The 17,634-nt window shown below is 70.5% G+C and carries 13 protein-coding genes and 1 pseudogene; 9 read left to right on the forward strand and 5 right to left on the reverse strand.

All coding sequences use genetic code 11. The features are described from left to right. Positions 1–4 precede the first annotated feature (4 nt). The gene (locus D7V80_RS26705; RefSeq protein WP_120590843.1) at positions 5–1,141 is read left to right on the forward strand and encodes a glycosyltransferase family 4 protein; all 1,137 of its coding nucleotides are present in this window, start codon (positions 5–7) and stop codon (positions 1,139–1,141) included. Between the two features lie 1,027 nt (positions 1,142–2,168). Here D7V80_RS26705 and D7V80_RS26710 read toward each other — a convergent pair. Further along, a complete protein-coding gene (locus D7V80_RS26710) occupies positions 2,169–3,413 on the reverse strand; it encodes a glycosyltransferase family 4 protein (protein WP_158616704.1) in 1,245 nt (414 codons plus the stop codon). 297 nt (positions 3,414–3,710) lie between these two features. Between D7V80_RS26710 and D7V80_RS26715 the strand changes: the two genes are divergently transcribed. From D7V80_RS26715 to D7V80_RS26740, 6 genes are all read left to right on the forward strand, one after another. Next, complete coding sequence (locus tag D7V80_RS26715; protein WP_120590845.1) at positions 3,711–5,531, forward strand: aminopeptidase P family protein; 1,821 nt, start codon at positions 3,711–3,713, stop codon at positions 5,529–5,531. A 117-nt stretch (positions 5,532–5,648) separates the two neighbouring features. Then, positions 5,649–5,978, forward strand: coding sequence for a hypothetical protein (locus tag D7V80_RS26720; protein ID WP_147447222.1), 330 nt, complete (start codon positions 5,649–5,651; stop codon positions 5,976–5,978). 67 nt (positions 5,979–6,045) lie between these two features. Further along, the gene (locus D7V80_RS26725; protein ID WP_233585738.1) at positions 6,046–7,203 is read left to right on the forward strand and encodes a phage capsid protein; all 1,158 of its coding nucleotides are present in this window, start codon (positions 6,046–6,048) and stop codon (positions 7,201–7,203) included. Between the two features lie 70 nt (positions 7,204–7,273). Beyond that, the gene (locus D7V80_RS42325) at positions 7,274–7,636 is read left to right on the forward strand and encodes a hypothetical protein (RefSeq protein ID WP_199738864.1); all 363 of its coding nucleotides are present in this window, start codon (positions 7,274–7,276) and stop codon (positions 7,634–7,636) included. 246 nt (positions 7,637–7,882) lie between these two features. Continuing rightward, positions 7,883–11,278, forward strand: a complete 3,396-nt coding sequence (locus D7V80_RS26735) for a Dauer Up-regulated (RefSeq protein WP_199738865.1) — start codon at positions 7,883–7,885, stop codon at positions 11,276–11,278. A 306-nt stretch (positions 11,279–11,584) separates the two neighbouring features. Beyond that, on the forward strand, positions 11,585–13,174 hold the full coding sequence (locus D7V80_RS26740; RefSeq protein ID WP_120590849.1) for a peptidoglycan-binding protein: 1,590 nt from the start codon (positions 11,585–11,587) through the stop codon (positions 13,172–13,174). A 24-nt stretch (positions 13,175–13,198) separates the two neighbouring features. Here D7V80_RS26740 and D7V80_RS26745 read toward each other — a convergent pair whose 3' ends face one another. Both D7V80_RS26745 and D7V80_RS26750 read right to left on the reverse strand, forming a co-directional pair. Then, the gene (locus tag D7V80_RS26745; protein ID WP_120590850.1) at positions 13,199–13,783 is read right to left on the reverse strand and encodes a TetR/AcrR family transcriptional regulator; all 585 of its coding nucleotides are present in this window, start codon (positions 13,781–13,783) and stop codon (positions 13,199–13,201) included. A gap of 63 nt (positions 13,784–13,846) precedes the next feature. Further along, entirely contained in the window at positions 13,847–15,037 is a 1,191-nt protein-coding gene (locus tag D7V80_RS26750; RefSeq protein WP_120590851.1) for a toxin-antitoxin system YwqK family antitoxin, read from the reverse strand. Positions 15,038–15,243: 206 nt separating this feature from the next. Between D7V80_RS26750 and D7V80_RS42330 the strand changes: the two genes are divergently transcribed. Next, on the forward strand, positions 15,244–16,368 hold the full coding sequence (locus D7V80_RS42330) for a tetratricopeptide repeat protein (protein ID WP_199738866.1): 1,125 nt from the start codon (positions 15,244–15,246) through the stop codon (positions 16,366–16,368). 72 nt (positions 16,369–16,440) lie between these two features. On the opposite strand, the gene D7V80_RS26760 is transcribed toward D7V80_RS42330, so the two are convergent. Together D7V80_RS26760 and D7V80_RS26765 are read right to left on the reverse strand one after the other, a co-directional pair. Continuing rightward, positions 16,441–16,833: a hypothetical protein gene (locus D7V80_RS26760; protein WP_120590852.1), complete on the reverse strand. Its 393-nt coding sequence runs from the start codon at positions 16,831–16,833 to the stop codon at positions 16,441–16,443. A gap of 87 nt (positions 16,834–16,920) precedes the next feature. Next, entirely contained in the window at positions 16,921–17,226 is a 306-nt protein-coding gene (locus tag D7V80_RS26765) for a hypothetical protein (protein ID WP_120590853.1), read from the reverse strand. 242 nt (positions 17,227–17,468) lie between these two features. Here D7V80_RS26765 and D7V80_RS26770 point away from each other — a divergent pair. Continuing rightward, positions 17,469–17,634 (forward strand): annotated as a pseudogene (locus D7V80_RS26770) (molybdenum cofactor carrier protein); the annotation flags it as partial.

The following is a 17,634-nucleotide window of genomic DNA, read 5'->3' on the forward strand; positions in this document are numbered from 1 at the left end:
ACGCGTGCCGCACTCCACCATCCTCCATGTGCGCAGCACCTGCGGCCTGTATGGCGCGGAGCGGGCGCTGCTGTCGCTGGCCGCGTCCACGCCGTCGCCGTGGCGCGCGCAGGTGTGCAGCCTCGTTCCGCCCGGACGGGTGGACGTGCTGTCGGGCGCGGCTCGGGAGCAGGGGCTGGACGCGCTGACGCTGGAGGTGCCCGGCCGCTTCAGCGCGATGGCCGTGGCGACGCTCGCTTCGGAAGTCCGCCGGCGCGGCGTGGGGCTGCTGCACGCGCATGACTACAAGTCGCTCACGCTGGGCGCCGCCGCGAGCGCGCTGGCTGGAGTCCCGCTGGTGGCCACGTACCACGGGGACACCGGCGCCACGCCCGCGCTGATTGCCTACGAGGGATTCGCGCGCGTGCTGGGCAACTGCACGCGCGCGGTGGCGGCGGTATCGCGCGAGCTGACCGCGCGCCTGCGCCGGTATGTCCATCGCTCGCCGGTGGTCTACATCCCCAACGCGCTGCCGCTCGCGGCCGAGTGCACGGAGGCGGAGCGGCTCCAGGCTCGCGAGGCATTGGGGCTCGCGCCGGAGGGTTCTGTCATCGCGCTGGTCGGGCGCCTGTCGGTGGAGAAGGGGCCCCAGGTGCTGCTGGACGCGATGCAGCGGCTGGCCCGGACACCTGGCGCCACGGTGCCCACGCTGTTGTTGGTGGGCGATGGTCCGCTGCGTGAGTCGCTGGAGGCGCAGGCTCAAGGGCTGCCGGTGCGCTTCCTGGGGTTCCGCTCGGAAGTGCGCAGCGTGTACGCGGCGGCGGACGCGGTGGTGATGCCGTCCCTGCGTGAAGGCATGCCGCTGGTCGCGCTGGAGGCGATGGCGCTGGGGCGCCCGCTGGTGGCGTCCGGAGTCGGAGAGCTGCCCCACGTGCTGGGCACGGGGCGCGGGCTCGTGGTGCCGCCGGGAGACGCGGGCACGCTGGCCTCGGCGCTCGCGGGATTGCTCACGGCGCCCGGCTGGCGCACGCGGATGGCGCAGGCGGCGCGGGAGTACGTCGTCACGCACCACGCGCCGGAGCGGATGGCGAATCGCTACATTGAATCCCTCTACCTGCCCGCCCTGATGGACCCGCGCGAAGAGCAGGTCGCGGCCGGGTAGGGCAACCGAGGCATCACCTCGCCGCCGCACCCCATCCGCCCGGTGCGGCCAAACCTGTCCGACAGTCCGACCAGTTTTCGCAGCCCAGGTGGGCCGAGGCTCCCGCCAGCCGCGGCCGCCCAAAACCTGTCGGACAGTCGGACCGGTTTCCGCGGCCCAGGTGCGCGGATGCACCCGCCGGCCTCGGCCACCCAAGACCTGTAGGACAGTCGGACCGGTTTCCACGGCCCGGGTGGGCGGATGCTCCCGCCAGCCGCGGCCGCCCAAAACCTGTCCGACAGTCGGACCGGTTTCCGCAGCTTGGGCGGGCGGAGGCACCCGTCGGCCTCGGCCACCCAAAACCTGTCCGACAGTCGGACAGGTTTCCGCAGCTTGGGCGGGCGGATGCACCCGTCGGCCTCGGCCACCCAAAACCTGTCGGACAGTCGGACCGGTTTCCCGGCTCGGATGGGCGGAGGCACCCGCCAGCTGTGGCCGCCAAAAAACCTGTAGGACAGTCGGACAGGTTTCCACTGCCCGGGTTGGTGGCGACCCCATTGGCTACGGTCGCCCGGAACCTGTCGGACAGTCGGACAGGTTTCCACTGCCCGGAAGGTGGGAGCGCCTGCCGACCGCTACCGTCCAATCAAGACCTGTCGGACCGGTTTCCACTGCCCGGATGGGTGGGCGGAGGCCCGCGGCCGTCCGCAGCTGCCCAGGACCTGTTGGACCGGTTTCCACTGCTCGGTTGGGCTGCGGCCCCCATCGACTGTGGTTGCGCAGAACCTGTCGGACAGTCGGACCGGTTTCCAAGGCTTGGATAGGCGGAGGCTCCCATCAGCGGCGACCGCCGGAAACCTGTCGGACAGTCGGACCGGGTTCCACTGCTCGGTTGGGCGGAGGAGGCCCCGCCAGCCGTGGCCGCCGAAAGTCTGTTGGACTGTCGGACAGGTTTTTCGGTGCGCCCCGGACGGGCGAGCCCCCGGGCAGAACCCATGTTCGCGGGCCTCGGCGTGCTGTGGCGGCTCGCCGCACGCTACTCCGGGGCTCAGTTGGCTTCCGCCCTGGAGGGCTTCTTCGCTTCGCCACTCACGGACACCGCGTTCAGGTAGAGCTCGCCCAGCCCGGCCCCGATGCCGTCCCATGCGAAGGACTCCGCCATGCGGCGGGCGTTCTGCGCGAGCCGGCTGCAGAGATCCGGATCCTTGCGCAGCCGGCGCAGCGCGGCGGCGAACTCCTCGGGGGACTCCGCCAGGAGGACATGCTGCCCCTCCACCACCGGCAACCCTTCCACCGCCAGACGCGTGGCCACCACGGGAACTCCCGCCGCCGCGGCCTCCAGCACCTTCAGGCGCGTCCCGCTGCCCGCGCGTAAAGGAATGGCCGTCGCCAGCGCGCGCGCCAGGTACGGCGCCACCGACGGCACCGAGCCCGTCACCACCAGCCGCTCGTTCTCCAGGGCTCGCACGGACGCGGGCGGACTGCGGCCCACCACCATCAGCTTGCTGGTCGACAGCTCCGACGACACCAGCGGCCACACCTCGCGCGCCAGCAGCAGCACCGCGTCTTCATTGGGCCACCAGTCCATGGAGCCCACGAAGACCAGGTCGTCGCCCCGGGTCTCCCGGGGCGCGAAGTCCGGCAGCTTCACGCCGTTGGGCACCACCTGCACCTGCTTCGCTCCCATGGCTCGCAGCTGCTCGGCGTCCACGGACGAGCACGCCAGCACGGTGTCCGCCTGGCTCACGCACTCGCGCTCCAGCCGCTCCACCCGCTTGAACTGCCAGTTCAGGAACGGACGCATCGGCGGCGGGCTCAGCGGCGCCATCCGCGCGAGCAGCTGGCTCTCCACATTGTGCTCGTCGATGACCATGTGCGCGGACGGGTTGAGCCGCCGCGCCAGCGGCAACAGCTGCGCCATGTGCAGGTGGTCGAAGTGGACGATGTCGAAGGGGCCGCGCTCCGCCAGCACCCGGCGCAAGGCGTCCTGCACGCTCTGGCGCGCGAAGCGGACGTAGGTGAGCGGCGTGCCCCGCAGGAAGGCCCGCGTGCTCTTCAAGGTCTCCTCGGGCGCCACGCGCGGCAGGTCCACCAGGTGCAGCCGCGAGGCCGGCACGCCCAGCTCTCCCAGCCAGCGCCTGAAGCCCTCGGCGTCGTTGCCCGCCCGGTGCACCGCGAGCACGTCCAACGTGAAGCGCGAGGCAAGGGCGCGCACCAGCTCGAGCGTGCGCAGGGTGCCGCCCGTATCCGAAGGCAGCGGAACGTAGGGAAGGATGGCGAGTACGCGTCGCACGGTGGGAATCCAGGCCTGCTTCAGGAGACGGGTGGAGCCGGCCGCGTGCTCCTCACCGCGGCCAACCGCTTGGTAAGCACCCGGATGCAGTGGGCCCAGGCCCACGCGGCGCTTTCCCGTCAATGGACAACACATCGCCCATTCTCGATGCAACGGGATGCTGCACCGCGTCTTCCGAGAAACAGCCGTCTTCCCGGCGGTCTTGACCCGGGCGGCAGTCCCTCCTGCCCGTGAGGGGCCTCGAAAAGGCGCGCGGTTTGCGGCATGAGGACGCACGTCGCAACGACGGAGGAAGCCATGGGCCTTGAGCAGACGCAGGGGGCCGCGGCGCGCGAGCGGATCGCGCGGGTGCGGCAGGTGATGCGGGAGCGCGGTGTGGCGGCGGTCTGGGTCCCGACGAGCGACCCGCACCTGTCCACCTACGTGCCGGCCCGCTGGAAGGGGCGGGAGTGGGCGTCTGGCTTCACCGGCTCGCTGGCCACGCTGGTGGTGACCGCGGACTACGCCGGCCTCTGGGTGGACAGCCGCTATTGGGATCAGGCGGACGCCCAGCTGAAGGGCAGCGGCATCGCGACGGTGCGGACGATGAACGCGCCCGGGCAGTCACACCTGGACTGGCTGGCCGCGAACGTGCCGCAGGGGCAGACGGTGGCGGTGGACGGGGCGGTGCTGGGGCTGGGCGTGGCGCGCTCGGCGGCCGCGCAGCTGTCCGCGGCGGGGGTGGTGCTGCGCACGGACCTGGACGTGGTGGCGGAGGCCTGGGCGGACCGGCCGCCCCTGCCCGCCGCGCCGGTGTTCGCGCACGCGCTGTCGCCCGTGTCACGGACCGACAAGCTGCGAGCCGTGCGCGCGGAGATGGGCGTGCTGGGCGCGACGCACCACTTCATCTCCACGCTGGATGACGTCGCGTGGCTGATGAACCTGCGCGGCGCGGACGTGGAGCACCTTCCGCTGTTCCTCGCGCACCTGCTGGTGGAGCCCGGTGGAGCCCGCCTGTTCATCGGGGCGGGCAAGGTGCCGGACGCGCTGCGCGCGGCGCTGGAGGCGGACGGCATCACCCTCCACCCGTACGACGAAGCGGCCCGCGCGCTGGCGGCATTGGCGGACGGGACGCGGCTGCTGGTGGATCCCCGGCGCATCACCCACGGGCTGCGGCAGGCGGTGCCCAGGGGCGTGACCGTGGTGGAGGGGCTCAATCCGTCCACCGTGGCCAAGTCTCGCAAGACGGACGCGGAGCTCGCGCACTTCCGCAACGCGATGGAGCAGGACGGCGCGGCGCTGTGCGCGTTCTTCGCCTGGTTCGAGTCCGCCCTGGGCCGCGAGCCCATCACCGAGCTGACCGTGGACGAGCGCCTCTCCGCGGAACGGGCGCGGCGTCCGGGCTTCGTCTCGCTCAGCTTCTCCACCATCGCCGCGTTCAACGCGAACGCCGCCATGCCGCACTACCGGGCCACGAAAGACTCGCACGCGACGGTGTGCCTGCCGGGGCAGAAGCCGCAGGGCCTGCTGCTCATCGACTCCGGCGGCCAGTACACGTCCGGCACCACGGACATCACCCGCGTGGTCCCCGTGGGCGAGCCCACGCCCGAGCAGCGCCGCGACTTCACGCTGGTGCTGCGCGGGAACATCAACCTGTCCCGCGCCCGCTTCCCCCGGGGGACCCGCTCCCCGAACCTGGACGCGCTGGCGCGGGCGCCGCTGTGGGCGGAGGGGCTGGACTACGGCCACGGCACGGGCCACGGCGTGGGCTTCTTCCTCAACGTCCACGAGGGGCCGCACGGCTTCTCCCAAGTCCTGTCCAACGACCTCACCACGGCGATGGAGCCGGGGATGATCACCTCCAACGAGCCCGGCCTCTACCGCCCGGGCCGCTGGGGCATCCGCATCGAGAACCTCATCGCCGCCGTGCCCGACCGCAAGACGGAGTTCGGCGACTTCCTGCGCTTCGAGACGCTGAGCCTCTGCCCCATCGACACGCGGCTGGTGGACCCGGCCCTGCTGTCCCGCGAGGAGGTGGACTGGCTCAATGCCTATCACGCCACCGTGCGTGAACGGCTCCAGCCCCTCGTCGAGGGCGCGGCGCGCGAATGGCTGATCCAGCGCACCCAGCCGCTCTGAACCGCACTGCTCGCGGCCTGACGGAAGGCAGACGCGTCGCTGGACGCGTCGCCCCGAAGGCGCGCATGCTCGGGCCGCGCGGGGGGCCGGCCCCGCATGTGATTGAAAGGACTTCGCATGCGACTGACCCGAGTGCTGTTCCCCCTCCTGGCGCTCCTCCCCCTGCTGGCCTGTGGAGACAGCGATGGCGGCGTGGGGGAGACCTGCGGCGAGGACGGCTGTGACTCCGGCCTCTCCTGCCGCAGGGACTTCCCCGGCACCTTCTGCGCGCAGGACTGCACCGCGGAAGGGGAGGGCGGAGGCTGTCCGTCCGGCACGCTGTGCACGCGCCAGTTGGATACGCTGATGTGCTCGCCCGTCTGTGACTCCGAGTCCGACTGCCGGGAGAGCTACGCCTGCAACGGCGTCAGCAGCACGAACCTCAAGGCCTGCCAGGTCAAGCTGTAGACGCGGCCGGGGGTTTTACGGCCCTGGCGCTTGATGCTTGGAATCCAGGGAGCGCAGGCTCTTGGGCATGAACGCTCCCTCCCGCGGTCTGGTGATGTGGATGTTGCTGACGGCTTCGCTCGGTGCCTGCGCGCCGGAGGAGGCCGTCGAGGACTCCCTGTCCGTGGCCCGGGTGGAGGCAGAGCTTCCGGCGGGAGGCTGGCGGGTGCTGATGCCGGGTGGGGGTGGGCCCATCCGGGGCATCACCCGCCGCGCGGATGGCGTGCTCATCGGCGGCGCTAGCTGGGGGCACGGCATCGACGTGTGGACGAGCACCAACGGGGGCGCGAGCTGGGCGCTGCACGGCTCCGTCGCCAACAATCCGAACGTGGAGTTCGGCGACGTCACCATGCGCGCCATCCCCGGCACGCACACCCTTTTCTGTGCCTTCCGCGAGTACGCCGGAGGCCAGTGGCGCGTCACCATCACCCGCAGCGACAACGACGGTGACAGCTGGGTCTACGACAGCACCGTCGTGGGGCCCACGACGCGCTTCGTGGGCGCGCCCTTCCTCTTCCAGCGCGGCAACGGCGACCTGCAGGTCTATTACGATTCCGAGCTGCTGGCCGCGCAGGGCGGCTTCCCCGGCCACCAGTGGATCGCCATGCAGGGACGGCGGGGCACCACCGGCGCCTGGAACGCGTACGGCACCGTGACCGTGTCGCGCGACAAGCGGGCCGGCGCGCTCAGCCGTGAGGGCATGCCCACGGTGGTGCAGCTGTCCGGGGACCGCATCATGGCCGTGGTGGAGGGCGTGGAGGCGTTCCCCACCGGCGGCGCCCGCGCCAACGTCATCAATGCCGTGCAGTCCTGGGACGGCGGCCGCACCTGGGACGACTCGCTGCGCCGCACGGTGTATGCCTCGCGCATCGACCCGGCCTCGGGCCGCCGCTACAACGCCTACGTCCCCTATGCCATCCGCGTGGGCAACGGCCCCGTGGGCGTCGCGTTCTGCACCGACGAGGACAAGGCCGGTCCGCCCGACCTCTCCAGCGCCCCGGTGGAGCAACGCAGCTGCCACGTGGGCTTCGTGCTGACCACGACCAACTTCGAGACCTGGTCCGCGCCGAGCCCCATCTGGACGGGCACCTCCCGCAACTACACCCCCGGCCTCTTCGAGCGCGCCCCCAACGACGTCATCGCCCTCATTGACGGACTGGGCACCCAGCGCGTCCTGGTGCGATAGCTGGCCCTGGCGGACAGTGTCCGCTGGCGGGGAATGGTCAGGGCTCCAGACTTGGGCTGGATTGGGGCCCATGTCCAAGCCCCCGCCGTCACGCCGCTGGATGCTGACCGCCTTCCTCGTCTGGCTCCCTGGCCTCGTGCATGTCTTCCCGCTGCTGGGCGTCTACATGCTGATGTTCAACAAGGCCTACGGCCTGGCGCTGTTCGTCGGCTTCGCCCTCACCGGGCTCGCCCTGGGCCTCATCCAGGCGCTCACGCGCGGCCTCAGGGCGCTGTGGCTTACCCCGGCGTCCTTCGTCGCGGGGTGGGCGCCGTTGCCGGTGCTCATGTCCCTGGACGCCCCCTTCAGCGTCGCGTGGACGCTGACCCTGTTCACCTCCGCCGGGTGCGTGGGCCTGGGCCAGTGGATGCTCCGCTCCGAAGACCGGGCCTGAATCGCCCTGGAGGGCATGACGCGGCCGGACAGGAGCGGGGCGTCCCCTGGAAAATCCATAGCGTCCGCTATGCCATCCTGCGTCATCAGGAACCCGCGCGATCCATGTAACCCGTCGAGCGACACCGGCGTATCGCCTGCATCGCTCCGGGATTCACGTGATTGCCGGGAGTCAGGCAACATTCGACTTGAAATGTAGAGAATCCCGGGGACTTTCTCGATTCTCGAAAAGGTAGGAGTTCCGCTCATGACCACCCCCATTGATGGTTCCGCCGCCGCTGCTGCTCGCGCCGCCGCCGAAGCCGCCGCCCGCGCCGCCGCCGAGGCCGCTGCCCGCGCCGCCGCGAAGGCCGCCGCTGAAGCCGCCGCGAAGGCCGCCGCCGAAGCCGCCGCGAAGGCCGCCGCGAAGCAGCAGACGAAGCAGCCCACGGTGAAGCTCTTCAATGACGGGTTCTCCTCGGGCGGCGCGCAGAACAACCGCAACGGGGTGAACCGGCTGACGGGGGAGACGACCAACCCGTTCGCCACGCCGCTGGGCACCACTGGCGGCCATGCGCGTCCCCTCAGCGGCCCGGTGACGGGGAATGCCAACGGCGCGGTCCCGGCGCGGGCCGACGTCAACGCTGCCGCTCCGGCGGCGGATCCGAAGCCGCCCAAGGCGGAGGCGCTGCCGGACAAGCCGGAGGAGCTGCCCAAGCTCTTCCCGGAGTTGAAGGACAAGAGCAAGGAGGACCTGAAGAAGGCCTACGACTCGCTCAACAAGCTGGGCACCGGCTCCTTCTCCGAGAAGGCCACCGCCCTGGGCGAGCTGGCCTCGCAGTTCCCGGAGACGGTCCCCAACGCCCTGGAGCGCCTGGGCGTCCAGGACGACAAGCTGGCGAAGCTGGCCACCAACTCGGACGCGCTCACGTCGCTGGGCAAGCTGACGGACCCCAAGGCGAGCAAGGTCGACAAGGCGCAGGCGGCCCTCACCCTGGCGAAGGTCACCGGCGACACGTTCGCGCCGGAGGACCTGAAGGGCGTGCTGGACACCACGCTCAAGGGGCTGCCCGCGGCGGAGAAGCTGGTGGGGGCCATTGGCAAGTGGACGGACCCCAACGCCTCCGCCACGGACAAGGCCACCGCCACGCTGGAGCTGGGCAAGGCGCTCAAGGACTTCGCCGGGGACAAGTTCCCCGCGCTCGCCAATGACCTGCGCAAGCTGGACGGGTCGCTGCGCGCCGCGGGCGCCGCCATCACCCTGGTGGACCCCAACGCGTCCACGCAGGACAAGGCGCTGGCCGCCGCGCAGCTGCTGGCGGAGGTGCCCGACCTCAAGAAGGACCTCAAGGCCTTCGCGGACGTCCTCAAGAACGCGGGCGTGAAGAACCCGACGGACGTGGCCCAGCAGGGCGCGCGGATGGCCGACGTGAAGGTGAAGGGGTTGGACCCCCAGCTCGCGTCCAAGCTCACGCCGGAGCAGCTGAAGAAGCTGGAGGCCGCGGCCACCAGGCTGGGCGGTCCGGAGTCCATGGAGGCCGCGCTCAAGGGCATCACCGACCCCAAGGCCCTGGACAACCTGGTGGGCCAGCTGGGCAAGGTGGACGCCGAGGCCGGCAAGAAGCTGGTGGGCGCCCTGGGCGGCATGGAGCACAAGGTCCTCAACGAGGTCCTGTCGGATCCGAAGACCACGGAGCAGTTCGCGAAGCTCGCGGGCAAGCTGGACGACGACGCGGCGAAGATCGTCTCCAAGCTGGTGACGGACATGGACTCCGCCGCCGTGAAGTCGCTGCTCAAGCTCACGGACAAGTTCGGCGCGGACGCGCTCAACACCACCGTGAAGACCCTGGGCCCGCTGCTGGACAAGGCGGGCAGCAAGCTGGTGGGCCAGGGGCTCAAGGTCATGGACAAGGTGCTGGGCAAGATCGGCGTGGAGATCACCGCCGACGTGGCCGGCAAGGTCTTCAAGAACCTGGCGAAGGTCGTCCCGGTGGCGGGCGCGCTGCCCAACGCCATCGACGCGGCGAAGTTCGAGAAGGAATCCCTGGAGCTGCACGGCAAGAACAACGACCTGGGCTACTTCGCGCACACCGCCGCGGCGCTGAACGTCGCGGACGCGGGCCTGGGCATCGCGCTGGACCTCACCGGCGTGGGCGTGGCCGTGGACGTGGGCGCCAGCGTGCTGCTGGGCGCCGCCGAGCTGGCGATGGACATCGGCTTCCATCAGGAGAAGGCGAAGTACGAGGCCGACCCCAAGGGCTACAAGGCCCCGGACTGGATGAAGGCCGTGAACCTGGCGGGCGCCGCGGCGCAGGGCCCCGCGGGCCTGGCGCACATGGCCGCGTACTACGGGCCGGAAGGCACCGCGCAGCTCATCCAGTGGGGCGTGGAGAAGGCCGCCAAGGGCGCCGTGAAGGCCGCCGAGTTCGTGGGCGTGTCCCAGGCGGAGCTGGCCGGCGAGGGCCTCAAGGGGGCCGCGAAGGTCATCCACAAGCTGGCGGACGTGGTGCGCAACCCGTCCCAGTACGGCGAGGCCGCGGTGAAGGCGGCCACGGAGGCCTTCAACACCGCCATCGAGAAGGGCGGCGAGCTGGCGAAGGAGGCCAAGCAGGTCCTCGACAACGTCATCGACGGCGCGAAGAAGCTGGGTGAGAAGGGCCTGGAGACGCTCAAGTACATCGCCCAGAACCCGGGCGAGGCCGCGAAGAAGGCGCTCGACGGCATCAAGAGCGTCGTGAACTCCGGCCTGGACCTGGCCACGGACGCCGGCAAGGCGCTCTACAAGCAGGCCGTCTCCACGCTGAACGACCTGAAGGCCGGCTACGACAAGCTCACCGGCGCCGCGAAGGAGAAGGCCAGGGAGCTCATCGACGGGGCGACGACGCTCGTCTCCAACACGGTGAACAAGGCCAAGGAGCTGGGCGAGAAGGGCCTGGAGCTGCTGGCCTGGACGGCGCAGAACCCGGGCGAGGCCGCGGCCAAGGCGAAGGAGGCCATTGGCGACGCCCTGGCCAAGGGCGGCGAGCTGGCGAAGAAGGCCTGGGAGTCCGTGAAGGACCTGGGCGCCGCGGGCGCCAAGCTGGCGGAGGGCCTGGTGAAGGGCCTGGCCAACGCGGGCGAGAAGGCCGTGGAGACGCTCAAGTACATCGCGGAGAACCCCGGCGAGGCGCTCACCAAGGCCGGCGAGTGGGTGGGCGGCGCGCTGTCCGACCTGGCCCGCAAGGGCGGCGAGCTGGCGAACGCCGCGGCCGGCGCCCTCAAGGACATGATCGACTTCGGCGGCCGGCGTCTGGAGTGGGCCAAGGGCTTCGCCCGCGACCTGCTCAAGGACGGCGTGGAGTCCTTCAAGAACGTCGCCAAGGCCTGGAAGGACAACCTCTCCGAGGGCGGCAAGGAGCTGCTCATCGCCGTGGCGGACCTGGGTGACGCGGGCGTGGACGCGCTCAAGGACCTGGCCGGCGTGGGCGGGCAGCTGGCGGAGGCCGCCGTCGGCCACCTGAGCGACCTGGCGAAGAAGAGCATCGAGGGCGCGAAGGAAGCGCTCGGGGCCCTGGCGGATTTCGGCGGCGAGGTGGGCGAGCTGGCCGGGGATGCGTTCAACGGCGTGAAGGACTTCCTCGACGACCTCATCCCGGACGACATCCCGGGCGTGCCCTTCGTCTGATCCACCGCGTCACAGACCTGTAGCGCCGCACGGGGTCTGTTCCTTCACGGGAACAGGCCCCGTTTGCATTCGTGGTGTGTGATTGGATTTTTTCACCAAAAGCCCGGGTCAATGGCTGTGAAGCCACGCAGACCCGGGGTGTCATCGTTGCCCATTCGTGACGAGCCACCCAATCCAGACAAGTTTGAGCGGAAAATTACGCACTGGTTAAACTGTTAGATCTTTATTTCCAGATCTCACGCAACTCACGGGGAGGGGTCTGGATAATCGGGGCAGGAATCACAGCCTCCAACGAGGAATCCCCGAATGAGCCTCTCCGCGACCACGTCCCAGCGCACGAACTCTGTCTATTCGAATCGTTCCCAGGCGCTGACGACGAGCGCGGTTCGCACCAGCGCGAACCCGAATGCCATCCTGTCCCAGTACCAGCCCACGGGCGCCTCGGCGCGCACGGCGCGGCAGGACGGGCTGCAGCCGGGTGTGGCGGCGTCCACGAAGATGGCGCAGACGGATCTGGCGCGCCTGCAGCAGTACAAGGGCAACATCGAGGCGGCGGCGGCGAAGCACGGCCTGCCCCCCGCGCTGCTGGCCGCCATCGCCAGCCGCGAGTCGCGCGCGGGCGCGGCGCTGGACCGCACGGGCCACGGCGACGGCGGCAACGGCTTTGGCGTGATGCAGGTGGATCACCGCTACCACACGACCAAGGGTGGCCCCACCAGCGCCGAGCACATCGACCAGGCGGCGGGCATCCTCAAGGGCTACGTCAACGACATGAAGAAGGCGCACCCGGACTGGTCCGAGGCGCAGCAGCTTCGTGGCGCGGTGGCCGCGTACAACTCCGGTCCGGGCAACGTCCGCACCCTGGCGGGCATGGACCAGGGCACCACGGGCAATGACTACTCCAACGACGTCTGGGCGCGCGCGCAGGCGCTGGCGCCGCACTTCGGCGGTGCCGCGACGAACGCCGGCACCACCAACACCAACACTCCCACGCGCCCGTCGCGGAACGCCGACACCTTCGAGCCCGCGAGCAGCACCCAGCGGCCGGGGGCGAAGACGTGGAGCGCCGCGCCCTCGATGGACCAGGTGACGGCGGGCGGCAACAACCTGCGCGAGGGCATGCAGGGCCCGGCGGTGAAGCAGATCCAGGAGATGCTGGGCGTCCCGGCGGACGGCAAGTTCGGCCCCGTGACGAAGAAGGCCGTGGAGGACTTCCAGCGGGCGAACGGCGTGCGGGCGGGCAACAACGCCGGCCAGGTCGGCCCCGACACGTTCCGGGCGCTGCAGGGCAACCGCCCCGGCGGCACCACCAACACCCAGGGCACGACCAACGCCCAGGGCACGACCAACACCCAGGGCACGAACAACAACGGCGCGGTGCTGGGCAACGGCGTCCGCATCAACACCAACGACCCCACGCTGCAGAAGCTGGCCACGTCGCGCCTGAACAACGGCCAGACGGGCTACTGCGTGCGCACCACGCTGGACAACATGACCCGGCTGGGCATCCCGAACACGCCGGCGGCGACGGGCAACGACCCGAACAACCCCCGCGGCGGCATGGCGCAGATGCTGCGCAACGGCTGGGAGTCCATCCCGTTCCCGGGTGCCCAGCAGAAGGCCATCAAGAGCCCGTACGGCAACGCCACCGCGAACGTCGTCACCGCGGACCAGTACCGCAAGCTCGTCGCGGACGGGAAGGTGCCGGACGGCGCCATCATCTTCCAGTCGCGCCACGGCTGGGACTACAGCGGCGGCTCCAAGGGCAACGACATGGGCATCGTGCGCAACGGCGGCAAGACGACCCACAACTACCAGTCCATGAACTCCATCATCTATTCGGACTGCAAGGAGGTCGTCATCCTGGTCCCGAAGGGCGCCATCCAGCGCGACTGATGTGAGCCGGGGAGGGGGCTGGCTTCAGGCCCCCTCCTTCGCCAGCAGCTCCGCGCCCAGCTTCCTGGCCGCGTCCAGGAACTCGTCCCCCAGCTTCGTGCCGCGCACGGCGCGCGCCAGCGACAGCGCGCCGTACATGAGCGCGATGGCGGCCAGCGCCTTCTCCCGGCGCCGCGCCCCGGACGGCAGCAGCTCCGCGTACGAGCGGACGAACTCCTGCAGCTCCGCCTCCAGCCCGCCCCGGTAGGGCTCCCCCGCGCGCGACACCTCCGCGGTGATGCTGGGCAGGGGACAGGTGGGGGTGGCGGCGTCGCGGTGCTTGCGCGACAGGTAGCGCTCCAGCACCTTCAGCGCGGGCGCGTCCGGCGCGTCCTCCTTCGCCTTGCGCAGGAGCGCGTTCCACTCCGTGCGGGCGGTGCTCCGGAGGGTCTCCGTGAACAGGTGCTCCTTCGAGTCGAAGTGCCCGTAGAAGCCGCCCACCGTGAGGCCGGCCCCCTTCATCACGTCCATGATGGAGCTGGCCTGGATGCCTCGCTCCAGGAGCAGCGTGGCGGCGGACGCGAGGATGGCGTCATGCGACTTCTGCTTCTGCTCCGTCTTCTGGGTCATGATGGATGATGGCAGTAATCTTGCCGTCATCCTCCGTCAAGGCGGCGCTCCCTCGCGCGCCTGCTACTTCTTCTTGCGCGAGCCGTCCTCGTGGAAGGCCTCGTCCTCCACGAGCCCGCCGTCGGGGTTCCAGCGCTTGCGCGTGGTGACGCGGTCCTTCGTCCACTGCGAATCCTCGACGAGGGTGCCGTTCTCCGCCCACACCTGGCGCCGGCCTTCCGCCTTGCCCTTCACGTAGTGCTCGCGGCGCTCCGTGCCGCCGTCCGGGAAGAAGGCCTCCGTCACGCCGTCGGGGTCGAAGCCGTTGTGGAAGTCGCCCTTGATCAGATTCCGCCGCTCGCGCAGTGAGCCGTCGTCCTCGAAGTAGGACTCCACCGCGCGGTCCCCGGTCACGACGAGCTCATGCTTGCGCTCGCCGTTCTGGAAGTACTCCACGCGCTTCACCTGCTGGCGGTCCTTCCAGGTGACGACCTGCTTCTTGCCGCCGTCGTTGAAGAACTCCGTCTCATCGCCCTCCCGCTGACCCTGGACCCAGGTCGTGGAGGTAAGGGCCTTCCCGGCGGCGTACCGCGTGCTCACGCCGTCGAGCACGCCCGCGGAGTACGCGTTGGTCGCGGTGCGCTGCCCGTCCTTGTCGAAGAGCTCCGTCACGCCTTCGCGCCGCCCGTTCTTCAGCGGGATGACGGCGCGCTTCTGGCCGTTCGGATGGAAGAACACCAGCGGCGAGGGACCCTTCCAGACACAGTCCTTCAGGCCCGCCTCCCACGACGAGCGCAGGCCGCAGCCCGCCTTGGTGAGCCGTCCCGCCTCGTCGTAGTCCGCGTAGGTGCTCTTCTCGTCCTCTGGCTGCCGGTCCACGCGCCGGGACACCTTGCCGTTGGGGTGGTAGCGCAGCGACTCGCCCTGCTCGTTGTCGTCCACGTAATGGCTGGTCTCCACCAGCCGGCCGTCCTCGTAGCGCTTGAAGCCGCCGTGGCGCTTGCCGGCCTTGTACTCCTGCTCCACGGCGCGGCCGTCGGACCAGCGGCGCACCTCCCAGCCGTCCTGCTTGCCGTTCTTGAACGAGACGGTGTGCGTCTCCTTCTTCGTGTCCTCGTCCACGCACCGCACGGTGCCGGTGAGGTTCGCGGTGGAGTTGCCGTTGTCCAGGTTGATGGGCTTGCCCTGGAACGAGCAGCGCTCGATGGCCCACGCGGGCGCGGAGAAGAGGGGCACGGACAGCAGGACAAGACGCATCACGGAAGGCGCGCGCATGGAGGGCTCACGGACGTGGGAACGAAGAGGCCGTTTCGCGCACCCTAGATGAGCGCGCGCTCCGTCAGGCCTCTTTCCCTGTGTATGGGGAGTGCCTACCCGGAGATGAAAGGGGTTCACTTGCCGTGTGTGCTCGCCTGTAGAGTCGGGGCTCGCGACGACGGGGGGACTTCATGCGCGCGCAGGGATGTGGCTTCAGGCTCCAGATGCGAAGGCTCGTGCTGGCGTGGCTTCTGGGGGTGGGGCTCGTGCTCGTTCCCTCCGGGGCACGGGCCGAGGAACCGGGGCCCTTCCAGACGCACGTGGGTGCGGCGCGCCAGCTCTACGACGAGCTCGAATACGAACGCGCGCTGGCGGAGCTGTCCCGCGCCCGGCGGCATTCCTCGGGGGATGCGGACGACGTGCTCCTGGCGCTCTACGAGGGCGTCATCCTGGCGGACCTGGGCCGGACGGAGTCCTCCGGCGCCGCCTTCCGGGTGGCCCTGCTGCTCCAGCCCGGGGCGGAGCTGCCCTTGAAGGTCTCGCCGAAGGTGGAGCAGCGCTTCGAGGCCGTGCGGCAGCAGGCGCTGCGAGAGCTGGCGAAGCAGGACGTGCGCGTGCCTCCGCCCGTGGCCACCGCGCCGCTTGAGCCCGTCACGTCCCCGGACACGCGCGCCTCACCCGTGCCCACCGCGCCGGAGGTCTCCACGTCAGCGACCGTGCGGAGCCGCGCGTGGATCCCCGCGACGGTGGGCGGGGTGCTGCTGGTGGGCGGTGGGGTGTCCTATCTCCAGGCCCGGAGCGAGCGCTCCCGGTTGCGGCGCGACGACGTCAGCATCAAGAACGCCCAGGACGTGGACCGGAGCGTGTCGCGAGGAAAGAGCTTCCAGACCGTGGGCCTGGTGCTCGCGGGGCTCGCGCTGGTGTTCCTGCTGCCCAAGGGCGGCGTGGAGGTGCGCAACGCCCAGGAGGGCGAGCGCGTCTACGTGTCCGGCGTCCGGCTGGATGCGAGCCAGGGCCTGCCCGAGGGCACCTCCGGCTGGCTCATCTCCACGGCCGTGGACGGCAAGCTGCACCGCTTCGGCAAGGTGCCGAAGTCGGAGCACATCGACCTGCGCACGCTCGCGGACGCCCCGCCCCAGGCGGAGGCCCGGGGCACGCTCAGCGTCACCGGTGCCCAGGGCTGCCGCGTGGCGCTCGGCTCGCAGGTGCTGGAGGGCCAGACGCCCCTGTCCAGCCAGATGCCCGCGGGGCGCGAGTTCGAGGTGCGCGTCACCTGCGGCGGCAAGCCGGACGTCGTCCGCTGGGTGATGGCCGTTCCGGGGCAGGGCGTCGCGCTGGACGTGCCCTGAGCCGGACGGAATGACCCGGGCCGGAGGACACCGCTGACAAAGCGTCCCTCCGGTCCGTGAAGCCGCGCGGCCCTACAGCGTCTTCAGCAGGAAGGCCCGGTACTGGCCGTAGCCCGGCAGGTCCTCGCCGAGGGAGCCGTCCACCTTCGCGCGCAGGGTGAGCGTGCCGCCCGAAAGCTCCAGCGTGAAGCCCGGCGCCTCCTTGTGGACGATGTGCAACGTCTGGATGCCTTCCCGGACGGCCTGCTTTCCAATGGCGTCGCTACAGACGGACTTCAGGTCGTCGATGAGCCGGTCGAAGACGCCGTTGGGGAGCATCTGGATGGCGGCCACGGTGGTGAAGCTCGCCTCGTCCAGCGTCACCTGGATGTCCGCGCCCGCCGCGGCCTCCTTCAGCTCCGTCACCTTCGCGTCGAGGGCGTCCTTCTTGAGCGCGGCGAGTTCCGACCGTTCGGCGAGACCCATGGTGTTCGTGCTCCGTGCTGTGTCCGGGCGGGAATGCCTGAAAGCAGGCGGAAACCTCGTGGACAGGCCGCCCGTGTGTCAACGCCCTCAGTCGTGGGTGCCCACGTGCAGGTCGCCGTGGCGCGTGCAGACCCAGTGGAAGGCGCAGGAGCACGCCACCGCGCGGGCGTGCGTGCAGCAGCGGCCCCCGAAGTCCTCCGGGAGGACCTCCCGCTCGGGAGGTGGCGGGTCGGGCAGCTCCCTGGGGGCGCCCCTTCCGGAGTCCGCGGGCACGCTGCCGCAGCAGCCGCGCTGGAGGCAGCCGGGGCACAGGGACAATTCGCAGTGCGCGCACCAGTCGAACACCTCTCCGGCGGTGCCACGGCGCTCACAACCTCCACAGGCGTCGAACATGGGCAGCCTCCTTGCTCACCTGCGAGGAAGGTAGAGGAGGGGTCCGACATCACGGGTCGTGCGGGAACGTCTGGCGCTCCGGGAGGAGGGAAGCGACGGCTGGCCGACGCTCGCGCCGCGCACCTTCCACGGGTGGACGGGAGCCAGGACGCACGCCGGTCCGTGAGCCCTTGCGGCGTTGGCCGGGGATTCGCATGGAACAGGGGCTCACGTAGTTCCAGGTTTTCGGGGAGGACGCAGTCATGCGCAGACACCGCCGCATCATCGGAGTGTTCGGCTCCGGGGCGCACTCTCACGAAGAGTGGGTCGTCCCCCTGGCGCGGTGGATCGCGGAGGCCGGGTTCGACCTGCTCACCGGCGCGGGCGGCGGCGTCATGAGCGTGGCGGCGGGGGCCTTCGTCCAGGTGG

This window comes from Corallococcus sp. CA054B, from assembly GCF_003611625.1.
GTDB lineage: Bacteria > Myxococcota > Myxococcia > Myxococcales > Myxococcaceae > Corallococcus > Corallococcus coralloides.